The organism is Lacticaseibacillus camelliae DSM 22697 = JCM 13995 (assembly GCF_001436615.1).
Taxonomy (GTDB): Bacteria; Bacillota; Bacilli; order Lactobacillales; family Lactobacillaceae; genus Lacticaseibacillus; species Lacticaseibacillus camelliae.
On the sequence record NZ_AYZJ01000093.1, the window covers coordinates 1 to 20,124 of the forward strand.

Sequence of the window (20,124 nt, forward strand, 5' to 3'; positions counted from 1 at the left end):
AGACCACTATCAAGGATTCGTTATCATCGTTGCACTTGACTTGAAAATTGAGGACAAAAATATATTGAAACCGGTTTCACATCTCGATTTTTTTTCGTCTGTTATTAAGAAGAGCTCAAAATATTAGGAGGTTATCACGATGAGTAGCGAACGTGAAGTGTCAAAGATGTTCATCAGGTATGTTCAAGACGGGTTAAGAAACAAACGCATCGATCGATACCGCGCCGGTCTTAGACTGATTAATACAACACCGCTTGAAGACTGGCTACTTGAAGAAATCCGGGAGCCTTACCATCTCCAAGATTTCACCTTGACCCTTGAGGAAATTGCAAAGTTGGAGAATTTTGTTGACGACGAGCGGTTGTCAATGGCCGTCGCAACTCTTTCAACAGCTGATAAGATGGTTTTGTATCAGTATTACTACGATGAACTCAACGATGTGGAAATCGGTAGTCAGGTAGGTATAACTAGCCAAGGAGCAAATAAGCGCAGGCGGCGCGCATTGCAAAGGATTAAGGCAGCATACGAAAATATGTAGCGCGTGCGGAGGAGTATTCAATGCATTACACACAGATCGATAACCTGATCCCGGTTATCTTGGCAGCGCAGGGTGGAGATGATGAGGCAATGTCCCAACTACTGATAATGTTCAATCACGACTTCAACCGTGAGGCGGCATTTGGAAAAAGCTATGTCGATCCGGATTTGAAGCAAGAACTTCAAATTAAATTTGTGTACATCGTCAAACACTTCGACGTTGAAAAGCATTTGGCAGAGTCGTCCACAAACTCAAGTCGGAAACTCAAGTTCACGTCATTAAATAATAATTAATTTCGGATATGGTTTCATTTCCGAACTCACCTGTCGTCTGATATATCAGAGGCAGGTTTTTATTTGGCCCGCCATGTCCTTTGATAACTTAATAGCATCATTCAGCAACGAAGGCTCCGCAACGCCATGACCTCTCACGAGCGAGCGACTAACCCAGTGAGCCGGATACTTGTACGTCACCCTGACGAAACGAGGGAAAGAGGCTCTCTTTGAGATTCTCGATAGCCGATTGGAATCGGACTGAATGATGAACTGTTCTTCACAACATCAGTTTCGCCAACACTGCGAAGAAGGAGGTGTGTCATATTTCAGCGCAAGCAATAGAAGCGCGAATCGATTTTCCAATGGACGATCAGAACGTGATTGCGATTCGTAACGCTTTGTCTACCTTGTTTCTCGATGAAGTTAACAGGGCTCGCGAAGAACAATCACAGCATGATCGGTACCTGTTGAAGATGGAGTTGTGCGCGTACTTGAAGATTTCTAACAATACCTTGGACAAGTGGATTGAGCTTGGCCTACCAAGAATCAACATCTGTGGTGTTGTTCGCTATGATCGCGACGCAGTTGATGGATGGCTTCGCAAACGCGTTGAAGGATGGTAATATGTCGATGTAGCTTTACATCCTGTTCAAGCTCGTTGACAAACAACAGGAGGTAAATATCATGTCTATTACTAAAACTGATGCAGGCACTTACTTTGTGGAGGTGTTCTACCCTAAAGATATTCGCGGCATTCTTGACGTGAAAGTTCCACGTTACCGTAAAACCGTAGCGACAAAGTTGGAAGCCAGAACGCTGCAAAAACAGGTCGATGAGAAAATTAAGGAGGCTCAAAAAACACAATCAGCAAGTGCTATCAAGAAGAACGGGGAAATGCTATTCAAGAACTTTTACCGCGAAGTCTGGTGGCCGCTGTACGCTGCTGGCGCAACCGGACGTATTCGTATTATTCCTTCAGAGGAAACTCAAGCGAATACACGCAATATTTTCCGACTTCACCTGCTTCCAATGTTCGGCGAGTATTCAATGACTTACTTAAATCTCAATAAGCAGTTCGTCATGCAAGAACTGGCAATTCTGTCAGAGAAGTACGCAAACATTCGCACAGTCAAGTCTTACGTCAGTCAGATGTTTGATACCGCCGAAATGGTGGACTTCATCGATGTGAACCGGCTAGAAAAAGCTATTTCCTCCATCGGCAGTCCCAAAAAGGAACGGCTCGCCACTCGTCGCAAGATGACTGGCGAATCACTTTCCGCTGATGAAATGGTGGCTTGGCTCGACGCTGCCAACACAGATCACGAAAACGGCAAGTTAAGTGATCAAGATTATCTGTTACTTCTCCTTACACTCCACCTCGGAGATCGCAAGGGTGAATCATACGGATTGCAATGGAAGCACGTTGACTTCAACACCGGCTATGTTCTGATTATTCAAGCACTCAAGAAAAGCGGTAAGGTCGGTCCAACCAAGGCCAAGAAGGAAACCTCCCACGCTTTACCGCCGATTTTGATCCCGATGTTGAGAGAATGGCACGACAAACAAGCCATTGAACTCGCAGAAGTAAACCTAGAGTCTGGGCCAAACCAGTTTCTGTTTACCTACACGAACTTCCAAGGTGGGATCAACCAACCGTTACATGCCGACTATCTCAACTATCGTCTGAATTCAATCTATAAGCGCCACCCTGACCTCGTTCGGGTCACACCGCACAAGTTGCGGCATACGTTCTCAACACTTGCACGTCAAGGTGGTGCCAGCTTACAGCTGATCTCCGAAGCACTGTCACATTCCAGCATCAAGACCACGCGCGTGTATGTCAACACGCCTGATATTGTTGGTCTGGATGTTCATGATAAGTTCGCTGAACGAATCGCACAAGCAAGAGCGAACTCACTCGCACAGGAAATGAAACTCAACGAAATTCATTAAAATTGACGCACAAAAGAACGTAAGACTAGGACACGCGCCCCAAAAATTCTTGGAGCCAGGATTTCTCAAGCGAAAGACGCGCACAAATTATGCCCTAATTGAGGGGTCAAAAAAAGTGGCTCGCCCTAATTGGGAGAACCACTTTCCGAGTTCGAAATATGCTTGAAACGTTGTCGTAGCAACGTTTCCATCTCGATAGCATAACGCTATTACCGTTTGCTAAATTGTGATGCTTTACGTGCCTTCTTGAGACCGTACTTCTTACGTTCCTTCATCCGTGGGTCACGGGTGAGCATGCCTGCACGCTTGAGCGGACCACGGAAATCCGGGTCTACACTCAAAAGTGCGCGAGCAATGCCATGACGAGTTGCGCCGGCCTGGCCGGAGAAACCGCCACCGTTAACGTTAACCAGAACGTCGTATGAGCCAGTCGTTTCGGTAATGCCGAAAGGCTGAGTCAAGTCGAGAATCAGGTTTTCGTACGGAAGGTAATCGTGAACGTCTTTACCGTTCATTGTGATTTTACCGGTGCCAGGAACCAAGCGGACCCGGGCAACGGAATTCTTGCGGCGACCTGTGCCGCTGTATGCTACTTCTGCCACAGTTGTGTCCTCCTTAAATTAGGTTCTTGATGTCGAGTACTTCAGGCTTCTGTGCTTCGTGAGGATGTTCTTCCCCCGCGTAAACGTGAAGCTTCAGGAATTGCTGGTGGCCAAGTGTATTCTTGGTTGGCAGCATCTTCTTGACCGCGTATTCGACCAGACGAGCCGGGTCATTCTTAAGGAGATCACCAGCGACTTCATGCTTCAAGCCACCTGGATGCTGTGAGTGATGGTAGTAAATCTTGTCGCTGGCCTTCCGACCAGTCAGCTTAAGCTTTGCTGCATTGATCACGATCACGTGGTCACCAACGTCAACGTTGGGAGTGTAGGTCGGCTTGTTCTTGCCGCGCAAGATAGTTGCAACGGTTGAAGCCAAACGGCCAAGGCTGATATCCGTGGCGTCGATAACGACCCACTTGCGTTCGATCTCACCTGGCTTAGCCAAATATGTTGTACGCACGATTTGTTTCCTCCAATATTCTGTGCTGTTTGACACCTTATAAGTTTCCGGGGCTTATTGTGGGGCAAACAATACCAGCGACTACTTTATCAAAAATCCGCGGGAAAGTCAACGCTTAGCGCACCAAGCGTAACATCAAAACCGCCCACCAGTCTGGAACCGCCAACCCTGCTTTGGGCTTGCCTTAGTAATAGACTTCTTTGAGGTATAACCCCGACGCAGGCGCCGTGCCCCGCGCCTGCTGCCGGTCTTTCACCTCGTACAGCCGCAGAAAATCGTGCACGTCGCGCCGACCGTTGCCAATCTCCAGCAAAGTCGCCACAATAATCCGCACCATATTGTACAAAAAGCCGTTGCCGTAAAACTCAAATACCAGCTCGTTATTCGCCTGGTCGTCTTGCACCGTTGCCTCGTAAATCGTGCGCACCTTATCCTCGATCACCCCACCGCTAGCGGCAAAGCTGGTGAAGTCGTGGGTGCCGACAACGTCCTTTAGCGCCGTGCGAATCCGGTCAACATCGAGCCCGTACGGGTAGTGCCCGGTGTACAATCGCTTAAACGGATCAGTAAAGCGGCCGCGCGCCACCCGGTACAAGTAACGTTTGCCCTTGGCCGAGTACCGCGCGTGAAAATCAGCCGGCACAATTTCCGCGTCCAGGATCTCAATGTCGAGCGGCATCAGGGAATTCATCGCCAGCCGCATCGCCCGCGCCGGAATCTCGCCGGGATAGTCAAAAGACACCACCTGGCCCAGAGCGTGGACCCCAGAATCGGTGCGGCCCGAGCCGTCAATATGGATCGACTCCACCTTGGCCATTTTCCCTAAGGCTTTTTGCAGCACGCCTTGAACCGTGCGCTGGTGCGGCTGAATCTGATAGCCGGCAAAGTTTGTGCCGTCATAGGCTAACGTCAGTTTGAAATGAGTCACAATTTTCTCCTAAAAAGCCTCGCTTGGCGGCGAGGCAACATCCTAAGCTCTCAGAAAGACCAGACTGACGGTCAAGGCAACCATCACGAGCCCGGCAAAAATATCCTTTTGGTGATACTGCAGAACCCGGTACTTAGTGCGGCCATCCCCGCCTTGATAGCCGCGAGCATCCATCGCGGTCGCCAGGTCCTCGGCGATGCCAAAACTGTCTACGAACAGTGGGATGAGCAGTGGCACCACGGCCTTCATCTGCTGAAACAAGTTGCCGGTGCCGAAATCGACCCCCCGGGCGCGCTGCGCATTCATGATCTTGGTGGTCTGATCCATCAGCGTCGGCACAAACCGCAAGGCAATCTGCAGCACTAAGGCCAGTTCAGTGACCGGCACGTGCAGCACCCGCAGCGGTTTGAGCAGCGATTCGACCGCATCCGCCAGCGAAAGCGGCTGGGTGGTCAGGGTCAACAGCGTCGAAACGAAAATGATCAGCACGAAGCGCATGAAAATGAACGCCCCGTTAGTCAGCCCGTACTGCGTGATGGCAAGCCACCCCCAAGACCAGTAGGTGGTGCCGCCTTTGGTGAAGAACACCTGCAGCATCACGGTGAACAGGATCAGCCAGATCATTGGCCGCACGCCCCGCAGGAAGAATCCGAGCTTAATTTTGGACGCCGCGACCATCACCATCGTCGCGACAAACATCAACAGGTAAGTCTGCCAGTTATTGGCCAGGAAAATGATCCCAATGTAGTAAAAGCTGGCCATCAGCTTGGTGCGCGGGTCCAGCTTGTGGACCCAGGAGTCGCCAGGCAGATAGCGGCCAAGCAAGAGTTTAGTCATGCGCGCCGCCTCCGATCTGCTTGGCCAGCTGATCCGCCAGCTCATCAGTGGTCAGCGGCAGCGGGTCGAACCGAAACCCCTGTTTAGTCAAATCACGGGCCATGGCCGCCGTCTTAGGGAGCCCAAGCTGATGATTTTCCAGCCACTGCTCATTTTGAAAAATTTCGCGCGGTGTGCCTTCCTTGATTAAGTGGCCTTCATCCATCACGAGCACATGGTCGGCGTAATCGGCCACGTCATCCATTTGGTGAGTAACCAGCACAATGGTCATGCCTTGCTTTTCATGCAGCCTTTGAAACATCTTCATCATGTCATTGCGGCCAGCCGGATCAAGGCCAGCGGTCGGCTCGTCAAGCACCAGCACCGTCGGCTTCATCGCCAGCACGCCGGCGATCGCCACACGGCGCATCTGGCCACCGGAAAGATCAAACGGCGATTTCTCCAACACATCCTGCGGCAACCCAACGAGGTCGACCATCGCCGCGGCCTGCTTTTCCGCCTCAGCACTCGCCATGCCAAAATTTTCCGGGCCAAAAGCGATGTCTTTAGCAACAGTTTGTTCAAACAGCTGGTTTTCGGCAAACTGGAACACCATCCCCACCTGCTGGCGGATCGGTTTCAGGTTCTTGTTGTTGGTTTCGTTGGTGATCACACGGTCACCAATGGTCACCGTACCGGTGGTCGGCTTGAGCAGCGCGTTTAAGTGCTGCAAAAGCGTACTTTTACCTGACCCAGTATGCCCGATGATGGCGGTGTAGCTGCCATCCTTGATTGTCGTCGTGACGTCTTTCAGACCATCTCCGGCAAAGGGGGTCCCAGCCTGGTAGGTGAAGCTCACATGGTCGAATGTAATGTCCACAGGTGCTTCACCAACCCTTCCTGATCAAGATAGCGGTCCGGCATCGCGACGCCGCGGCGGCGCAAGGCCGCCTTAAGCCGCTCTGGGTACGGCACGTCCAAGCCCAGGTGCAGCAGCTCCTCGCCATGTGTGAAAATCTCGGCGGGCGTTCCCTGCTCCACGATTTCACCGTCGTTGAGCAGCACCACCCGGTCCGCAGAGGCGGCTTCATCGACGTCGTGCGTGATGGACACCACGGTCATCGCTGATTTGGCCTGCAGTTCCTGGATCAGCGCCAACACTTCCGCGCGGCCCGCGGGATCAAGCATCGAGGTGGCTTCATCAAGAATGATGATGTCTGGCCGCTGCGCAATGATCCCGGCGATGGCAACTCGCTGCTTTTGCCCACCGGACAGCCGAGCGGGCTCGCGGGTGGCAAACTGCAGCATGTTGACTTGTTCAAGCGCGTCATGCACCCGGGTCACCATTTCCGGCCGCGGCACGGCGCGATTCTCCAACCCAAAGGCGACGTCATCTTGAACCGTGGCACCGACAAACTGATTGTCGGGGTTCTGGAACACAATGCCAACCTTTTCGCGGATCTTCCAGACGTTTTCCTCCGTAAGCGGCATCCCTGCCACGGTCACCTGACCGGACCCTGGGGCAAGCAGGCCATTAATGTTCTTGGCCAGTGTACTTTTACCCGACCCGTTGTGGCCAATAATGGCGACCCACTCACCCTGCTGAATCGTCAGGCTGACGTCTTTCAGCGCCGGCTGCGCCGCATCTGGATAGCGGTAGTTCAAGTTTTGAATGTCGATTGCAACCGTCACGATTCGTCCCCCTTTGATTGACGCCACACGTTTGAAATCACGGCAGCCAATGTGGTGTTTTAAAGGCGTCACACCAGCCTGCATAACTATGATATGATAACATATTTTCTCATTGACCGCCGTGGCAAAGCCCGTGTACGTCGCCTTGGGTCACCCAAGGCGGTGCAGACGCACATCAAAGCCCCAGGCGGTTGCCACCAGTAGCAGGCCTGTCACAATAAAGACCTCGCTGATTGGAATTTGGTCCGCCAGCGGTCCGTAACCCAGCATCGCGATGGGATAAATGCCCGTTGAGAGAATCTGCCACAGGGAAAACACACGCCCCATCATGGCTGGTGCTACAGTTTCCTGAATGTAAATGGTCTGCGCCGCGGTCAGGATCGGGTAAAAGATACCAGACACAAACATGAAAAACAGGTAAAGCCAAAATGGGTCGTGCAGCCCCATGGCCGCAAACGCCAGACCGGAGCCAGCCATGCCCACCGCGATCACGCGAATTTTATCGGGCAGGTGTTGGTGGAGAGCAATGTAAAATCCGCCGAGACTGGCACCCGCCGTCCAAGCCAACTCGTTGAAGGTCAGGTTCCAGACCCCATGGCCAAACGTGCGATTGACGTACAAAGTGGACAACTGTGAGGAGGGCGCAATCAGAATAAACGCCACCACTGTGAAAAGCAGAAACGCCGTCAGCGCCGGCACCCGCCCGACGTACCGCAAGCCCCCGACGATGGCATGCCGCTCAGGGGCAGCAGTGCTCACCTTTGCGACTCGAATTGTCGCCAGCGACAGCACTGCGAGCAGTGCAGTACCGGCATCGACAATGAAGATCCAGATCATGCCCAGATCGCTGAGAATATAGCCGGCCAGCAGCGGCGAGACCAGCAGCATGGCAGACTGAACGATCTGGTTAAGGCCGTTCATCCGCGTCACCTGGTCCTTTGGCACCAGTTGCGGAAGCAGTGCGTTGGCCGCAGGTGTTTGTAGGCCATTGCCGACAGAGCGGATTGCCGAGATGGCGAGCAGCAGCCACAGCTCGTGGCTGTGCGAGAGATAAACCAGGGCCAGCGCAAACGTGGCCGCCGATACCCCACTGGCCGAGCCCATAATCAGCCAGTTGCGACGGCACCGGTCCGCCCACACCCCGGCAAACGGCGCCACCAATAAGGCTGGCAGAGCCCCTGCAAGGGACGCATACGTCATCCAGGCCCCAGAGGACGTGACCAGCGCAATGTGCCACAGGACGGCAAAGACGACCGTTGAGGAGCCAAACACAAACAAGTTCGCACTGAACAGATAAGCGGCTGCCCCGTACTGCCATTTCCCTGGTCGAATCATATCACCGCCTCCTTCGATGCCCTTTATTTTGCCGTTCTTCACGGCAAATTTCAAACGCCTTACCTGCGTACCACAAAACCCCTGGCCACTGTGGTCAGGGGTTTTCCTAGCAATGAAAACACAAAAAAATCATTTGAGATGGAGACACCGGTTGCCCGATGCTCTCAAGCTAGACTCGGCAAAGCCTGACGGCCTCAGGGCCAAAGCCCCTACCAAGATGGCAGCCAACATCGTAACGCTCCATCGATCAAATGATCAAAGTGAAACGGCCACAGGGGTCGCTTCGGTTTTAGATTTTTTGAATTGGTAAAGCCTAAGCTTAGACCAGTTCGATGATAACCATTTGTGCTGCGTCACCGCGGCGCTGGTTGGTCTTCAAGGTGCGGGTGTAACCGCCGTTGCGTTCTGCGTAGCGTGGGGCTACATCAGCGAACAACTTCTGCAAAGCGGACTGAACGACAACGGTGTCGCCATCCTCCTTAACGTCAGCAATCGTGTTCCGCAGGTATGCTGCAGCCTGACGACGCGCGTGCAGGTCGCCGCGCTTACCGAGCGTGATCATCTTGTCAACGGTAGAACGAATTTCCTTGGCACGGGCTTCGGTCGTCGTGATTCGTTCCTTGACAATCAAGTCGGTGGTCAAGTCGCGCAGCAGCGCTTTACGCTGAGAACTGGTGCGCCCTAATTTCCGGTAGCTCATGGATTGGCCTCCTTTTAAGTATTAATCTTCCTTACGTAGGCTTAAGCCGAGATCAGACAGCTTGTTTTTAACTTCTTCAAGCGACTTGCGGCCCAGGTTGCGGACCTTCATCATATCGGCTTCGGTCTTGTTGGTCAGCTCTTGAACCGTGTTGATGCCAGCACGCTTCAAGCAGTTGTAGGAACGAACGGACAAGTCGAGCTCTTCGATGGTCATCTCGAGCATCTTTTCCTTGTGAGTTTCTTCCTTTTCGACCATGATCTCTGCATTCTTTGCCGAATCAGTGAGATTGACAAAAATGTCGAGGTGTTCCGTCAGGATCTTAGCGGCCAAGCTGATGGCTTCGCGCGGTGAGATCGAGCCGTTGGTCCAAACGTCCAGCGTCAACTTGTCGAAGTCATTACGCCGGCCGACACGGGTGCTTTCAACCTGATAATTGACCCGACTGATCGGGGTAAAAATCGAGTCGATCGGCAGCACGCCGATTGGCATGTTTTCGGTCTTGTTCTGATCCGCAGCCACGTAGCCGCGACCGGTGCGAACGGTCATGCGGACATGGAAGTGACCCCCCTCAGCAACAGTGCAAATGTACTGTTCGGGGTTCAATACCTCAACATCAGCATCAGTGACGATGTCGGCGGCGGTCACAGTGGCCGGCCCGTCGACGTCGATCTCGACGGTCTTATCTTCATCCGAATGCATCTTCAAAGCGAGCTTCTTGATGTTCAGGATGATTTGGGTCACGTCTTCCAACACCCCGTCGATTGTGCTGAACTCATGCAGCACACCATCGATCTGGATGTTAGAAACCGCAGCACCAGGCAAGGACGACAACAAGATCCGGCGGAGCGAATTGCCCAGCGTAGTCCCGTAGCCGCGTTCAAGTGGCTCAACCACAAACTTGCCGTAGTTGGTGCTTTCGTCAACCTTGGTGATGTTCGGCTTTTCAAATTCGATCATCTAGTCTGTACCCCTTTCAAAACGAGAAGTGAACGTTGCCCAAACTTGAAATGGTGGGGTAACAATTATACACGACGACGCTTTGGAGGACGAGAACCGTTATGCGGCACTGGGGTCACGTCGCGAATCGCGGTCACTTCAAGACCTGTTGCTTGAAGGGAACGGATCGCAGCTTCACGGCCGGAACCTGGGCCCTTAACGGCAACTTCAACAGACTTCATGCCGTGCTCCATCGATTCCTTTGCAGCGGCTTCAGCGGCCATCTGCGCAGCGTAAGGCGTGGACTTACGGGAACCCTTGAACCCAAGGACACCGGCGGAAGACCAAGCGATCGCGTTACCGCGCGGGTCGGTGATCATGACCAACGTGTTGTTGAACGTGGAGTGAATGTGCGCAACGCCGGCTTCAACGTTCTTACGAACACGGCGCTTGCGAGTGGTTTTTCTAACTGCCATCGAATTTAACCTCCTTTATTTATTTCTTCTTACCGGCAATGGAAACTCTCTTCCCCTTGCGAGTACGTGCGTTGTTCTTCGTGTTCTGACCGCGAACAGGCAGACCACGACGGTGACGCATGCCACGGTATGAACCGATTTCCTGAAGCCGCTTGATGTTCAGGCTGACTTCACGGCGCAGATCGCCTTCAACTTTTACGTTGTCGACGGCTGCACGGATCTTGTCCTCCTGGTCAGGGGTCAGGTCTTCTTCGCGGACGTTCTCTGGAACGCCAGCTTCTTTCAGGATCTTCTTGGCGGTCGTGTTGCCGATCCCAAAAATGTAGGTCAGCGCGATGACGATTTGCTTGCCGCGGGGCAAGTCAACACCTGCGATACGAGCCATATGATGACACCTCCTAATTTAGTGAATTATGAACCTTGGCGTTGCTTATGCTTTGGGTTTGCAGAGCAGATGATCATGACGCGGCCATGCCGGCGTACGACCTTGCAGTGCTCGCACATCTTTTTAACAGATGGACGTACTTTCATGATTGATTAGCCTCCTCTTGGAAAACGCAGAAAACTGCGCTCTGGTCTGGCAATTCGCTGCAGCCGAATAAACCGGCTGAACGTTTTACTTGAAACGGTACGTGATCCGGCCCTTGGTCAGATCGTATGGAGACAATTCAACGGTGACCTTGTCCCCAGGCAGGATGCGGATGTAGTGCATCCGGATCTTGCCAGAGACATGGGCCAGGATCGTTGCCCCGTTTTCAAGTTCGACTTTGAACATCGCGTTCGGTAACGTATCGACCACGGTGCCCTGGATCTCGATCACATCGTCTTTTGCCACGAAATAAATTCCTCCTAATTGTCTGGATCACACGCGAAAATGCGGTGAGGGCAGGCCCTCAGCGCATACCGCGACATTGTAACATAAATCGACCCGTTTGAAAACAGTCAGGCCGTGGCGACAGGCTAGTTGAGTTTTTTCAAGACCGCTTGGACGTCAGCGAAAACCAGGTCAATGTCCTGATCCCCGTTAACGGTAAAGAGCAGGCCACGCTTTTGATAAAAGTCGATCAGAGGCGTGTTCTCCTCAATGTTGACCTTCAGGCGATTTTTCACCGTTGCCGGCTTGTCGTCATCGCGCTGGAAGAACTCGTGGCCGCCACAGCGGTCGCAAGTGCCCGGCACTTTGGTCGGATTGTACAGCTTGTGGTAAGTCGCCCCGCAGTTCTTGCAGATGTAACGGCCTGACAGCCGCTCTACCAGCACTGCCGGTTTAACGTCGATGTTGATGACCGCGTTAAGCGGCTTGTTCAAGTCCTTGGTGATTGTTTCAAGCGCTTCGGCCTGAGCCAGTGTGCGCGGGAACCCATCGAGCATGAAGCCCTGATCAGTATCCTTTTGCGCGAGCCGCTCTTTCACCATGCCTTCAACGACCGTGTCTGGAACCAGCTGGCCTTGGTCGATAAACCCTTTGGCCTGCTTGCCCATCTCGGTACCGTTGGCCATCGCTTCGCGAAACATGTCCCCAGTGCTGATGTGGGCAATGGGATACGCATCTTCGATCCGCTCCGCCTGAGTCCCCTTACCAGCGCCTGGCAGTCCCATTAAAATGAGATTCATCGTATCCTCCTAATTCTTCACGAGGTCGTCGCGGATAAACCCGACGTACTCGCGCTTCATCAGTAATCCATCGAGCTGGCGAACCAGTTCGATCGCCGTCATGACCACGATCAGCAGGCTAGTGCCGCCGAGGCCGATACTTTGAGGCAAGCCCCAAAGATTAGCGGCCAGTTGCGGCAGCAGTGCGACAAAGCCGAGGAACAACGCCCCGACCGTCGACAGCCGCATCAGCACGCGAGAAAGGTACTTTTCAGTTTCCTTCCCCGGCCAGACTCCTGGAATATAGGACCCTTGCTTGGTCAGATTCTCCTGCACTTTTTCCGGGTTAACCTGGACGAAAGCATAGAAGAACGTGAACAGCACAATCAGGATCGTATAGATGATGACGCCTGGTGTACTTTGCATGTTGAAGATGTTAGTCATTGTCGTGTACCAGCCTTGGCCTTGGAACCTTTTGGCAAATGCCATCAGGATCGTTTGCGGCGTAATGATGAACGAGCTGGCAAAAATGACAGGAATCACGCCGGCGACGTTGACCTTCAGCGGCAGGTAGCTTTCACTACCTGACGCGGCCACGCGCCGAGTGTATTGAATCGGAATTTTACGGTTGGCTTGCTGCACCCAAGTGACAAAGGTGACCACAAGCAGAACGACAATGGCGAGGGCGACGAGGAACAAGATCCCCTGCCACCGGTCAGCAGCCGAGTTGTTCGTGATGTTGTCCTTCCACAAGGACGCCAGCCCACTAGGCAGGCGGGCAATGATCCCCGCAAAGATGATCATTGAAACCCCGTTGCCGATCCCTTTGTCCGTGATCTGTTCCCCCATCCAGGTCAGGAGCATGGTGCCCCCGGTCAGGATGATGCCAATCACGATGTAGGTTTGAATGGTCGGGTTAGCGACCAAGCCAAGCGCGGAAAGCTGCTGGAACCCAGCAGTAATGCCGACAGCCTGGAAGAAGCCGAGGAAAATGGTTAAGTACCGGGTGACTTGGTTCAGCTTACGCCGCCCCACTTCACCTTGCTTACCCCACTCCACGAACTTCGGGACAATGTCCGTCTGCAAGAGCTGAACGACAATTTGCGCCGTGATGTACGGAGAGACCCCCATTGAGAAGATCGAATAGTTGGCCAGCCCGCCACCGGAAACGGTGTCGAGCAGAGAGATCAAGCCGGTCGATCCGACCTGCGTCAAGGCCTTAGCATTAACGCCAGGCACTGTGATCTGCGCCCCTAGTCGATAAACCAGCAAAACGCCCAAGGTGAAGAGAATCTTGTTGCGGATATCCTTAACCTTAAATGCGTTAACGAGGGTTTTCAGCATTAGATCACCTCAAGCGAACCGCCTGCTGCTTCAACTGCGCTCTTGGCAGTTTCGGAAGCCTTGTTAACTTTAACGGTCAGCTTCTTGTCAAGCTTACCGTTACCCAACAGCTTAATGCCGTCTTTTTCATTCTTGACCAGGCCGGTTTCAACCAACAGCGTTGGTGTGACTTCCGTGCCTTCGTCAAACCGGTTAAGGTCTTCAACGTTCACGATGGCAAAGACTTTGCGGTTGATGTTCTTGAAACCGCGTTTTGGCATCCGCCGGAACAGTGGCATCTGGCCACCTTCGAACCCTAGACGAGTCTTGCCGCCCTGACGAGCCAATTGGCCCTTAGTCCCTTTGCCGGCAGTTTTACCATAGCCGCTGGAAGTTCCGCGGCCAACACGCTTCCGTGCTTGACGCGCACCGTCATTTGGCTTTAATTCGTGTAACTTCATTCGTGTGGCACCTCCTTTTTGCGTAATGGTTTAATCCTTGACTTCTTCAACGGAAACCAAGTGGGAGATCTGGAAGATCGCACCGCGTGTTGCATCGTTGTCAGGCTTGACGACTGAGCTGTTGACACGGCCCAGACCCAATTCCTTGACAATCTTGCGTTGCTTTGGCAACCGGTGAGCAGCACTGCGGGTCAATGTAATTTTTAATTGCGCCATGATGTGCCCTCCTAGTTTTGTTCTTGCAAGTGCGATACAGAGACGCCGCGGAGTTCAGCCACTTCCTGAACGGTTTTAAGCTGAGTCAGGGCGTCCATTGTCGCGCGGATCATGTTGATTGGCGTGTTACGGCCAAGGGACTTGCTGGTCACGTCTGAGATCCCAGCGAGTTCCATGACGGCACGAACGGCGCCGCCGGCAGCAACCCCGGACCCTTCAACGGCTGGCTTAAGCAGAACTTCGCCGGCGCCGAAGTGACCGATCGCTTCGTGAGGAATCGTGGTGCCAACAATCGGCACTTCAATCAGGTTCTTCTTGGCGTCTTCGACCGCTTTGCGGATCGCTTCTGGCACTTCTTGGGCCTTACCGGTCCCGAAGCCGACGTGACCGTGCTTGTCACCGACAATCGCGATACTTGCAAAACGCAGGCGGCGACCACCTTTGACAACTTTGGTGACACGGTTGATCGATACGACGCGATCTTCCAAGTCGAGTTGGTTTGGATCAATGTATGATGCCATGGATTGGTTTTCCTCCTTCTTTGTTAGAATTCAAGGCCGTTTTCGCGAGCCGCTTCAGCGAGCGCCTGCACGCGACCATGATAGAGGTAACCACCACGGTCAAAGACCACTACTTTGTGACCAGCAGCAACGGCGCGCTTGGCAACCAATTCGCCAACCTGCTTTGCCTGCTCGGTCTTGTTTGCGTCATCAGATACTTCTTTATCGAGAGTGGAGGCACTTGCTAGCGTCACACCCGCTACGTCATCAATTAATTGCGCGTAGATGTTTTTATTTGAACGGAAAATGTTCAAGCGTGGGCGCTCGCTCGTACCAGAAATCTTACCCCGGACGCGTGCGTGACGCCGTTGCCGGGTCTTGTTTTTATCTGGCTTGGAAATCACAATGTTCACTCCTTTGATTAGCTGCTTGAGGCGGTGATGGACAACGCTGCCGCAATCAGTGGCAGGCGCAGTGACGCGGCCCCAGGCGCATAGACACGGGCGATAATCGCCCCTAAATTCAGCGTAAGACTACTTACCAGTCTTACCTTCCTTACGCCGAACATACTCATCGACGTAACGGATCCCTTTGCCTTTGTATGGCTCTGGGGAACGGACCGCACGAATTTCGGCAGCCCACTGACCCACGACCTGCTTAGAGATCCCGGAAACCGTAATCTCGGTGTTGCTAGGCACATCGAAGTCGATTCCTGCTGGTGGGGTCATCTCAACTGGGTGAGAGTAACCGACGTTCAGAACCAGCTTGTTGCCTTGCTTCTGAGCACGGTAGCCGACACCGACCAACTTCATGTTCTTCTTGAAGCCCTCGGTAACACCGACGATCATGTTGTTCAGGTTAGCACGGGTCGTGCCGTGCAGCGCCTTGAACGAATCATCAGGACGGTCGAACTTGATTTCGTTGCCGTCTTGCGTCATGGAAATTTCTGGGGCGAAGTGGCGAGTCATCTCACCCTTCGGGCCCTTCACGGTGATGTTTTCGCCGTCAACGGTGACTGTGACGCCAGCCGGCACGGTGATTGCTTTATAACCAATACGACTCACTTGGAGGCACCTCCTTTTTAAAGTTTTATCTTACCAAACGTAGGCGAGTACTTCGCCGCCAACGTTCTTCGCGCGCGCTTCCTTGTCGGTGATAACACCTTCAGGAGTGGAGAGAATGGCGATGCCCAGGCCGTTCAGGACCTTCGGGACAGCGTCAGCCTTCACGTAGGAGCGCAGGCCAGGCTTAGAGATGCGCTTCAAGCCAGAAATGACGCGTTCGTTGTTCTTCCCGTACTTCAGGAACAAACGAATAACGCCCTGCTTGTCATCCTCGATCACTTCGTAATCACGGATGAAGCCTTCTTGCTTGAGGATCTCGGAAATGTTGATTTTCATCTTAGATGCAGGTACGACCAGAGATTCGTGACGCACCATGTTGGCGTTGCGAATGCGGGTCAAGTAATCTGCGATTGGATCGGTCAAGACCATTGATTTAACCTCCTTTGACTGGGTTTCGGTTTACCAGCTAGCTTTGCGCATACCAGGAATTTGACCGGCATGAGCTAATTCACGAAGGCAAATCCGGCAGAGTTTGAACTTACGGTAAACAGAGTGCGGACGACCACAACGTTGGCAGCGTGTGTATTCTTGCACTGCGAACTTTGCAGGCCGGTTGTTTTTCACGATCATCGACTTCTTAGCCAAGTGTGACCCTCCTTTATTTAGCGAAAGGCATGCCGAGCTGCTTCAGCAGTTCGAGGCCTTCCTCGTCAGTATTTGCAGTAGTGACAATAACGACGTCCAGGCCACGAACACGGTTGACCTGATCGTAATCAATTTCAGGGAAGATCAGTTGTTCCTTCAAGCCCAGGGTGTAATTGCCCCGGCCGTCGAAGGACTTAGGAGAGATCCCATGAAAGTCACGAACACGTGGCAGGGAGACATTGATCAGCTTGTCGAGGAAGTCATACATGCGTTCGCCGCGCAGGGTGACCTTCGCGCCAATCGACATGCCTTCACGCAGGCGGAAGTTCGCAATGCTCTTCTTCGCCTTAGTGATCAGCGGTTGTTGGCCAGAGATCTGAGCCATTTCGGCAACGGCTTCATCCATGAGCTTGGCGTTCTGAGTCGCATCGCCAACCCCCATGTTTAAAACGATCTTCTCAACGTGCGGGGTCTGCATCGGGCTCTTGTAATTGAACTTTTCAATCAGCGCCGGTGCGATCTCTTTGTTAAAACGTTCTTGTAAACGATTTGCCATCTGGGATTAGTCCTCCTTCCCGTCAGTTTTTGCAGGAGCAGCAGCGGTTGTCAGTTCCTTGCCAGATTTCTTGGCAATACGTGACTTCTTGCCGTCCTTGATTTCAAAGCCAACGCGCGTTGGCTTGTTAGATTCTGGATCCAGCAGCATTACGTTAGAAACGGCAATGGCTGCTTCCTTGTCCACGATCCCGCCTTGCGGGTTCGCGTTGTTAGGCTTTTGGTGTTTCTTGATCATGTTGACGCCTTCGACGATGACCTTGTCTGCCTTAAGCAGCACCTTGGTTACCGTACCTTCTTTGCCGGCGTCTTTACCACGCATGACCCGAACTTTATCACCAGTCTTGATTTTCATGTCGCACCTCCTATTTGGTCAGAATGATTAAAGGACTTCAGGCGCTAAGGAAACGATCTTCATGAAATCGCCGTCACGCAGTTCGCGTGCGACTGGTCCAAAGATACGAGTCCCCCGTGGGCTCTTGTCCGCGTTAATGATGACCGCGGCGTTTTCGTCGAACTTGATGTAAGATCCATCAGTACGGCGGGCACCCGACTTGGTGCGCACGATGACGGCCTTGACCACATCGTGGGCTTTGACAACGCCACCTGGTGTAGCCTGTTTTACAGTTGCCACAACGACGTCGCCGATGTTCCCAGTCTTACGGTATGAACCGCCAAGCACTTTGATCACCAGCAACTCGCGGGCACCAGAGTTGTCAGCGACTTTAAGACGACTTTCTTGTTGAATCACGGGTTGGTCCTCCTTTCAAACGTATTTAAATTAAATACGAACTGCCTTTTCGACCACGTTCAATAAACGGAAACGCTTGTTGCGAGACATCGGACGAGTTTCCATGATCTGAACCAGATCGCCGACTTTTGCGACATTTTCTTCATCATGTGCATAGTACTTCTTTGAGTACTTCACACGCTTGCCGTATACCGGGTGCGTCTTCGTCGTGTTGACTTGGACGGTGATCGTCTTGTCCATTTTGTCAGAAACAACACGGCCTTGATAAACTTTACGAGAATTACGTTCTGCCAAGGTGATAGTCTCCTTTCCGTTTATTTCTTCAGTGATTGCTGACGCAGGACCGTTTTGATCCGCGCAATGTTCTTGCGCACTTGCTTCAGCCGAGCAGTGTTCTCCATTTGGCCAGTCGCCTGCTGAAAACGCAGGTTGAATAGCTCTTCTTTATACTGCTTTTCTTTGTCGAGCATTTCCTCTGTGGTTAATGCAGCGATCTCTTTAGCCTTCATTAGATTGCTCAGCTCCTTCCGAACGAGAAATGATCTTGGTGCGGATTGGAAGCTTGTTGGAAGCGAGGCGCAGTGCTTCTTTAGCAACGGCTTCAGGCACGCCGCCGACTTCAAACATCACTTTTTCGCGCTTAACGACTGCGACCCAGCCGGATGGCGCGCCTTTCCCGTTACCCATACGAACCCCAACACCTTTAGAAGTGTAGGACTTCTGAGGGAAGATCTTGATCCAAACTTTCCCGCCACGCTTCATGTAACGGGTCATAGCAACACGGGCAGCTTCGATCTGACGGTTAGAAATCCAGTGGGATTCCAAAGCCTGCAGGCCGTAATCGCCGAAGTCGACGTTCTTGCCGCCTTTAGCTGCGCCACGCATCTTGCCGCGGAATTCGCGACGGTGCTTTACACGCTTAGGTACTAACATGGGTTACTTTCCTCCCTTCGCGGTTGGCCGGTTTGGCTTATCCGGCAAAATTTCACCGCGGTAGATCCAGGTCTTGATCCCGATCTGACCGTAAGTGGTGCGTGCTTCTTCCCAGGCGTAGTCAATATCAGCGCGCAGGGTGTGCAGCGGCACAGTGCCTTCGGCGTAGTGCTCACGACGAGCCATATCGCCACCGTTCAAACGACCAGCAGCCTGCGTCTTGATGCCTTTGGCACCCGCACGCATTGTCCGCTGCATCGCTTGCTTCATCGCGCGACGGAAGGCAACCCGCTGCTCAAGCTGAGCGGCGATGCTTTCGCCTACCAGCTTGGCATCCAGGTCAGGCTTCTTGATCTCGACGATGTTAATGTGAACCTTGCGACCAGTAAGATCGTTCAGCTGCTTGCGCAGGCTTTCGACCTGAGCGCCGCCCTTGCCGATTACCATGCCCGGCTTGGCGGTGTGAATCGAAATGTTCACACGGTTTGCGGCCCGTTCGATTTCGATAGTCGAAACGGAAGCGTCCGCAAGCTTTTTGTTAATGTAGTTCCGGATCTTGATGTCTTCGTGCAGGTAAGTGGCAAAGTCTTTTTCAGCGTACCACTTGGATTCCCAGTCACGAATGACGCCAACACGGAAACCGATTGGATTAATTTTCTGACCCACGCTTAACCCTCCTTTGTGGCTTTCTCAGCGACGGTCACGGTAATGTGACTCGTACGCTTGTTGATAGGTGATGCAGAACCCTTGGCCCGAGGACGGAACCGCTTCAGGGTCGGGCCTTCATTAACGAAGGCTTCCTTGACGTAAAGGTTCTGGGCATCAAGGTCAAAGTTGTGTTCTGCGTTCGCGATGGCGGACTTCAGAACTTTGGAAATGATTGGAGAGCCCGCGCGCGGCGTGAAGTCCAAAATGGCAATAGCTTCCGCAACGTCGCGGCCGCGGATCAGATCGATCACTAGGCGCGCCTTGCGAGCCGCGATTCGAACTGTATTAGCCGTCGCCGTAGCAGACGTGATTTCTTCAGCCATGAATCATGTGCTCCTTTCTTAGCGTGCTACTGTTTTCTTGTCGTCCTTGGCGTGACCATGGAAGGTCCGTGTCGGAACGAACTCACCCAGCTTGTGACCGACCATATCTTCAGAAATGTAAACTGGGACGTGCTTGCGACCATCGTAAACAGCGATGGTGAACCCGATGAAACTCGGGTAAATGGTGGAACGACGAGACCAGGTCTTGATGACCGTCTTCTTATCGTTATCCTTTTGCGCATCGATCTTTTTCAGTAGATGTGCATCGGCGAACGGTCCTTTTTTAAGACTGCGACCCATTGTGTGACCTCCTTTATTCGGTGTAATTCAAAGTTAAA

The 20,124-nt window shown here is 52.8% G+C and carries 35 protein-coding genes; 4 read left to right on the forward strand and 31 right to left on the reverse strand.

Annotation, left to right across the window (positions count from 1 at the left end; all coding sequences use genetic code 11):
• Window positions 1-139: 139 nt before the first annotated feature.
• The 4 genes from FC75_RS11555 (at window position 140) to FC75_RS11570 (ending at window position 2,766) form a co-directional block, all read left to right on the forward strand.
• Window positions 140-538 (forward strand): sigma factor-like helix-turn-helix DNA-binding protein, encoded by a 399-nt coding sequence (locus FC75_RS11555; RefSeq protein WP_054663904.1) that lies wholly within the window; start codon window positions 140-142, stop codon window positions 536-538.
• A 20-nt stretch (window positions 539-558) separates the two neighbouring features.
• A complete protein-coding gene (locus tag FC75_RS11560) occupies window positions 559-831 on the forward strand; it encodes a helix-turn-helix domain-containing protein (RefSeq protein ID WP_025012556.1) in 273 nt (90 codons plus the stop codon).
• 344 nt (window positions 832-1,175) lie between these two features.
• On the forward strand, window positions 1,176-1,436 hold the full coding sequence (locus FC75_RS11565; RefSeq protein ID WP_032958427.1) for a helix-turn-helix transcriptional regulator: 261 nt from the start codon (window positions 1,176-1,178) through the stop codon (window positions 1,434-1,436).
• A gap of 61 nt (window positions 1,437-1,497) precedes the next feature.
• On the forward strand, window positions 1,498-2,766 hold the full coding sequence (locus FC75_RS11570) for a site-specific integrase (protein WP_054663901.1): 1,269 nt from the start codon (window positions 1,498-1,500) through the stop codon (window positions 2,764-2,766).
• A 209-nt stretch (window positions 2,767-2,975) separates the two neighbouring features.
• On the opposite strand, the gene rpsI is transcribed toward FC75_RS11570, so the two are convergent.
• From rpsI to rpsS, 31 genes are all read right to left on the reverse strand, one after another.
• Window positions 2,976-3,368: a 30S ribosomal protein S9 gene (gene rpsI / locus FC75_RS11575; protein ID WP_054663899.1), complete on the reverse strand. Its 393-nt coding sequence runs from the start codon at window positions 3,366-3,368 to the stop codon at window positions 2,976-2,978.
• 13 nt (window positions 3,369-3,381) lie between these two features.
• Window positions 3,382-3,828, reverse strand: coding sequence for a 50S ribosomal protein L13 (gene rplM / locus FC75_RS11580; protein ID WP_054663896.1), 447 nt, complete (start codon window positions 3,826-3,828; stop codon window positions 3,382-3,384).
• A gap of 184 nt (window positions 3,829-4,012) precedes the next feature.
• The gene (gene truA, locus FC75_RS11585; protein ID WP_054663893.1) at window positions 4,013-4,756 is read right to left on the reverse strand and encodes a tRNA pseudouridine(38-40) synthase TruA; all 744 of its coding nucleotides are present in this window, start codon (window positions 4,754-4,756) and stop codon (window positions 4,013-4,015) included.
• Window positions 4,757-4,798: 42 nt separating this feature from the next.
• Window positions 4,799-5,593 (reverse strand): energy-coupling factor transporter transmembrane component T family protein, encoded by a 795-nt coding sequence (locus tag FC75_RS11590; protein WP_056989962.1) that lies wholly within the window; start codon window positions 5,591-5,593, stop codon window positions 4,799-4,801.
• A complete protein-coding gene (locus FC75_RS11595; RefSeq protein ID WP_056989963.1) occupies window positions 5,586-6,452 on the reverse strand; it encodes an energy-coupling factor ABC transporter ATP-binding protein in 867 nt (288 codons plus the stop codon). The genes FC75_RS11590 and FC75_RS11595 overlap by 8 nt, the downstream gene beginning before the upstream one ends.
• The gene (locus FC75_RS11600) at window positions 6,428-7,264 is read right to left on the reverse strand and encodes an energy-coupling factor ABC transporter ATP-binding protein (protein ID WP_056989964.1); all 837 of its coding nucleotides are present in this window, start codon (window positions 7,262-7,264) and stop codon (window positions 6,428-6,430) included. Before FC75_RS11600 ends, FC75_RS11595 begins: the two co-directional genes overlap by 25 nt.
• A 150-nt stretch (window positions 7,265-7,414) precedes the next feature.
• Window positions 7,415-8,599, reverse strand: coding sequence for an MFS transporter (locus FC75_RS11605; protein ID WP_054663888.1), 1,185 nt, complete (start codon window positions 8,597-8,599; stop codon window positions 7,415-7,417).
• A gap of 319 nt (window positions 8,600-8,918) precedes the next feature.
• Window positions 8,919-9,299, reverse strand: coding sequence for a 50S ribosomal protein L17 (gene rplQ / locus FC75_RS11610; RefSeq protein ID WP_054663885.1), 381 nt, complete (start codon window positions 9,297-9,299; stop codon window positions 8,919-8,921).
• 21 nt (window positions 9,300-9,320) lie between these two features.
• Window positions 9,321-10,259 (reverse strand): DNA-directed RNA polymerase subunit alpha, encoded by a 939-nt coding sequence (locus tag FC75_RS11615; RefSeq protein WP_056989965.1) that lies wholly within the window; start codon window positions 10,257-10,259, stop codon window positions 9,321-9,323.
• Between the two features lie 65 nt (window positions 10,260-10,324).
• Window positions 10,325-10,714: a 30S ribosomal protein S11 gene (rpsK, locus tag FC75_RS11620; RefSeq protein WP_054663879.1), complete on the reverse strand. Its 390-nt coding sequence runs from the start codon at window positions 10,712-10,714 to the stop codon at window positions 10,325-10,327.
• Window positions 10,715-10,733: 19 nt separating this feature from the next.
• Window positions 10,734-11,099, reverse strand: a complete 366-nt coding sequence (gene rpsM / locus FC75_RS11625; protein WP_054663878.1) for a 30S ribosomal protein S13 — start codon at window positions 11,097-11,099, stop codon at window positions 10,734-10,736.
• Between the two features lie 26 nt (window positions 11,100-11,125).
• Window positions 11,126-11,245 (reverse strand): 50S ribosomal protein L36, encoded by a 120-nt coding sequence (rpmJ, locus tag FC75_RS12550; protein ID WP_082397753.1) that lies wholly within the window; start codon window positions 11,243-11,245, stop codon window positions 11,126-11,128.
• Window positions 11,246-11,330: 85 nt separating this feature from the next.
• Window positions 11,331-11,549 (reverse strand): translation initiation factor IF-1, encoded by a 219-nt coding sequence (infA, locus tag FC75_RS11630; RefSeq protein ID WP_054663875.1) that lies wholly within the window; start codon window positions 11,547-11,549, stop codon window positions 11,331-11,333.
• A gap of 125 nt (window positions 11,550-11,674) precedes the next feature.
• Complete coding sequence (locus FC75_RS11635; protein ID WP_056989966.1) at window positions 11,675-12,328, reverse strand: adenylate kinase; 654 nt, start codon at window positions 12,326-12,328, stop codon at window positions 11,675-11,677.
• 9 nt (window positions 12,329-12,337) lie between these two features.
• Window positions 12,338-13,651, reverse strand: a complete 1,314-nt coding sequence (secY, locus tag FC75_RS11640; protein ID WP_054663872.1) for a preprotein translocase subunit SecY — start codon at window positions 13,649-13,651, stop codon at window positions 12,338-12,340.
• Window positions 13,651-14,091: a 50S ribosomal protein L15 gene (gene rplO / locus FC75_RS11645; RefSeq protein WP_054663869.1), complete on the reverse strand. Its 441-nt coding sequence runs from the start codon at window positions 14,089-14,091 to the stop codon at window positions 13,651-13,653. The genes secY and rplO overlap by 1 nt, the downstream gene beginning before the upstream one ends.
• 30 nt (window positions 14,092-14,121) lie before the next feature.
• Window positions 14,122-14,307 (reverse strand): 50S ribosomal protein L30, encoded by a 186-nt coding sequence (rpmD, locus tag FC75_RS11650; RefSeq protein ID WP_054663864.1) that lies wholly within the window; start codon window positions 14,305-14,307, stop codon window positions 14,122-14,124.
• Between the two features lie 11 nt (window positions 14,308-14,318).
• Complete coding sequence (gene rpsE / locus FC75_RS11655; protein ID WP_054663861.1) at window positions 14,319-14,828, reverse strand: 30S ribosomal protein S5; 510 nt, start codon at window positions 14,826-14,828, stop codon at window positions 14,319-14,321.
• A gap of 23 nt (window positions 14,829-14,851) precedes the next feature.
• Window positions 14,852-15,211 (reverse strand): 50S ribosomal protein L18, encoded by a 360-nt coding sequence (gene rplR, locus FC75_RS11660; protein ID WP_125584629.1) that lies wholly within the window; start codon window positions 15,209-15,211, stop codon window positions 14,852-14,854.
• Between the two features lie 129 nt (window positions 15,212-15,340).
• Window positions 15,341-15,871 carry a 50S ribosomal protein L6 gene (gene rplF, locus FC75_RS11665; protein ID WP_054663855.1) on the reverse strand — a complete coding sequence of 177 codons (531 nt, stop codon included), beginning with the start codon at window positions 15,869-15,871 and terminating at the stop codon, window positions 15,341-15,343.
• A gap of 30 nt (window positions 15,872-15,901) precedes the next feature.
• Window positions 15,902-16,300 (reverse strand): 30S ribosomal protein S8, encoded by a 399-nt coding sequence (rpsH, locus tag FC75_RS11670; protein WP_054663852.1) that lies wholly within the window; start codon window positions 16,298-16,300, stop codon window positions 15,902-15,904.
• A 30-nt stretch (window positions 16,301-16,330) separates the two neighbouring features.
• Window positions 16,331-16,516 (reverse strand): type Z 30S ribosomal protein S14, encoded by a 186-nt coding sequence (locus FC75_RS12555; protein WP_054717680.1) that lies wholly within the window; start codon window positions 16,514-16,516, stop codon window positions 16,331-16,333.
• 13 nt (window positions 16,517-16,529) lie between these two features.
• Window positions 16,530-17,072 (reverse strand): 50S ribosomal protein L5, encoded by a 543-nt coding sequence (rplE, locus tag FC75_RS11675; RefSeq protein WP_054663849.1) that lies wholly within the window; start codon window positions 17,070-17,072, stop codon window positions 16,530-16,532.
• A 6-nt stretch (window positions 17,073-17,078) separates the two neighbouring features.
• On the reverse strand, window positions 17,079-17,426 hold the full coding sequence (rplX, locus tag FC75_RS11680; RefSeq protein ID WP_054663846.1) for a 50S ribosomal protein L24: 348 nt from the start codon (window positions 17,424-17,426) through the stop codon (window positions 17,079-17,081).
• A gap of 27 nt (window positions 17,427-17,453) precedes the next feature.
• A complete protein-coding gene (gene rplN / locus FC75_RS11685; RefSeq protein WP_054663843.1) occupies window positions 17,454-17,822 on the reverse strand; it encodes a 50S ribosomal protein L14 in 369 nt (122 codons plus the stop codon).
• Window positions 17,823-17,852: 30 nt separating this feature from the next.
• Window positions 17,853-18,116: a 30S ribosomal protein S17 gene (gene rpsQ / locus FC75_RS11690; RefSeq protein WP_054663840.1), complete on the reverse strand. Its 264-nt coding sequence runs from the start codon at window positions 18,114-18,116 to the stop codon at window positions 17,853-17,855.
• A 20-nt stretch (window positions 18,117-18,136) separates the two neighbouring features.
• A complete protein-coding gene (gene rpmC, locus FC75_RS11695; RefSeq protein WP_054663838.1) occupies window positions 18,137-18,331 on the reverse strand; it encodes a 50S ribosomal protein L29 in 195 nt (64 codons plus the stop codon).
• Complete coding sequence (gene rplP, locus FC75_RS11700) at window positions 18,321-18,755, reverse strand: 50S ribosomal protein L16 (protein WP_054663835.1); 435 nt, start codon at window positions 18,753-18,755, stop codon at window positions 18,321-18,323. Before rplP ends, rpmC begins: the two co-directional genes overlap by 11 nt.
• Before the next feature lie 3 nt (window positions 18,756-18,758).
• Window positions 18,759-19,421: a 30S ribosomal protein S3 gene (gene rpsC, locus FC75_RS11705; RefSeq protein ID WP_054663832.1), complete on the reverse strand. Its 663-nt coding sequence runs from the start codon at window positions 19,419-19,421 to the stop codon at window positions 18,759-18,761.
• 2 nt (window positions 19,422-19,423) lie between these two features.
• Window positions 19,424-19,786 carry a 50S ribosomal protein L22 gene (gene rplV, locus FC75_RS11710; RefSeq protein ID WP_054663830.1) on the reverse strand — a complete coding sequence of 121 codons (363 nt, stop codon included), beginning with the start codon at window positions 19,784-19,786 and terminating at the stop codon, window positions 19,424-19,426.
• 18 nt (window positions 19,787-19,804) lie between these two features.
• Window positions 19,805-20,086, reverse strand: a complete 282-nt coding sequence (gene rpsS, locus FC75_RS11715) for a 30S ribosomal protein S19 (protein WP_056989967.1) — start codon at window positions 20,084-20,086, stop codon at window positions 19,805-19,807.
• Window positions 20,087-20,124 lie beyond the last annotated feature (38 nt).

Excerpts from the sequence above, each read along its gene's own strand:
- FC75_RS11555 (WP_054663904.1), top strand. The coding sequence starts at position 140 with ATGAGTAGCGAACGTGAAGTGTCAAAGATGTTCATCAGGTATGTTCAA.
- FC75_RS11560 (WP_025012556.1), top strand. The coding sequence starts at position 559 with ATGCATTACACACAGATCGATAACCTGATCCCGGTTATCTTGGCAGCG.
- FC75_RS11565 (WP_032958427.1), top strand. The coding sequence starts at position 1,176 with ATGGACGATCAGAACGTGATTGCGATTCGTAACGCTTTGTCTACCTTG.
- FC75_RS11570 (WP_054663901.1), top strand. The coding sequence starts at position 1,498 with ATGTCTATTACTAAAACTGATGCAGGCACTTACTTTGTGGAGGTGTTC.
- FC75_RS11590 (WP_056989962.1), bottom strand. The coding sequence starts at position 5,593 with ATGACTAAACTCTTGCTTGGCCGCTATCTGCCTGGCGACTCCTGGGTC.
- FC75_RS11605 (WP_054663888.1), bottom strand. The coding sequence starts at position 8,599 with ATGATTCGACCAGGGAAATGGCAGTACGGGGCAGCCGCTTATCTGTTC.
- rplQ (WP_054663885.1), bottom strand. The coding sequence starts at position 9,299 with ATGAGCTACCGGAAATTAGGGCGCACCAGTTCTCAGCGTAAAGCGCTG.
- FC75_RS11615 (WP_056989965.1), bottom strand. The coding sequence starts at position 10,259 with ATGATCGAATTTGAAAAGCCGAACATCACCAAGGTTGACGAAAGCACC.
- rpsK (WP_054663879.1), bottom strand. The coding sequence starts at position 10,714 with ATGGCAGTTAGAAAAACCACTCGCAAGCGCCGTGTTCGTAAGAACGTT.
- rpsM (WP_054663878.1), bottom strand. The coding sequence starts at position 11,099 with ATGGCTCGTATCGCAGGTGTTGACTTGCCCCGCGGCAAGCAAATCGTC.
- rpmJ (WP_082397753.1), bottom strand. The coding sequence starts at position 11,245 with ATGAAAGTACGTCCATCTGTTAAAAAGATGTGCGAGCACTGCAAGGTC.
- FC75_RS11635 (WP_056989966.1), bottom strand. The coding sequence starts at position 12,328 with ATGAATCTCATTTTAATGGGACTGCCAGGCGCTGGTAAGGGGACTCAG.
- secY (WP_054663872.1), bottom strand. The coding sequence starts at position 13,651 with ATGCTGAAAACCCTCGTTAACGCATTTAAGGTTAAGGATATCCGCAAC.
- rplO (WP_054663869.1), bottom strand. The coding sequence starts at position 14,091 with ATGAAGTTACACGAATTAAAGCCAAATGACGGTGCGCGTCAAGCACGG.
- rpmD (WP_054663864.1), bottom strand. The coding sequence starts at position 14,307 with ATGGCGCAATTAAAAATTACATTGACCCGCAGTGCTGCTCACCGGTTG.
- rpsE (WP_054663861.1), bottom strand. The coding sequence starts at position 14,828 with ATGGCATCATACATTGATCCAAACCAACTCGACTTGGAAGATCGCGTC.
- rpsH (WP_054663852.1), bottom strand. The coding sequence starts at position 16,300 with ATGGTCTTGACCGATCCAATCGCAGATTACTTGACCCGCATTCGCAAC.
- rplE (WP_054663849.1), bottom strand. The coding sequence starts at position 17,072 with ATGGCAAATCGTTTACAAGAACGTTTTAACAAAGAGATCGCACCGGCG.
- rplX (WP_054663846.1), bottom strand. The coding sequence starts at position 17,426 with ATGAAAATCAAGACTGGTGATAAAGTTCGGGTCATGCGTGGTAAAGAC.
- rpmC (WP_054663838.1), bottom strand. The coding sequence starts at position 18,331 with ATGAAGGCTAAAGAGATCGCTGCATTAACCACAGAGGAAATGCTCGAC.
- rplP (WP_054663835.1), bottom strand. The coding sequence starts at position 18,755 with ATGTTAGTACCTAAGCGTGTAAAGCACCGTCGCGAATTCCGCGGCAAG.
- rplV (WP_054663830.1), bottom strand. The coding sequence starts at position 19,786 with ATGGCTGAAGAAATCACGTCTGCTACGGCGACGGCTAATACAGTTCGA.
- rpsS (WP_056989967.1), bottom strand. The coding sequence starts at position 20,086 with ATGGGTCGCAGTCTTAAAAAAGGACCGTTCGCCGATGCACATCTACTG.